This window comes from Neisseria sp. HMSC073G10 (assembly GCF_001812605.1).
Lineage (GTDB): Bacteria > Pseudomonadota > Gammaproteobacteria > Burkholderiales > Neisseriaceae > Neisseria > Neisseria subflava_A.
Genome location: NZ_KV809527.1, coordinates 1 through 237 on the forward strand (window position 1 = coordinate 1; position 237 = coordinate 237).

1 protein-coding gene is annotated in these 237 nt (G+C 46.0%); it reads right to left on the reverse strand.

The window, feature by feature from the left end:
• Positions 1-237: collagen-flanked surface repeat-containing protein (locus HMPREF2865_RS12170; protein ID WP_168163633.1), on the reverse strand; the 237-nt coding region annotated here is incomplete at both ends.

Consider the following 237-nt stretch of genomic DNA (forward strand, 5'->3'; position numbering starts at 1 on the left):
TGGTTACAGTGTGAGTGCCATTGCCGTTGTCTTTGACGTCGGCTTTAGCGTTCTTACCGTCTACACCGTCTTTACCATCTTTACCGTCTTTAACGATGGTAGTAGTGACTGAGCCATCACTTTCATTAGTAATAGTGATGGTATGAGTACCGTCATTGTTATTTACAACTTCGCCAGTGACGCTGCTGCCTTTTTCACCAGTATCACCTTTGTCGCCTTTTTCGCCTTTGGCACCGG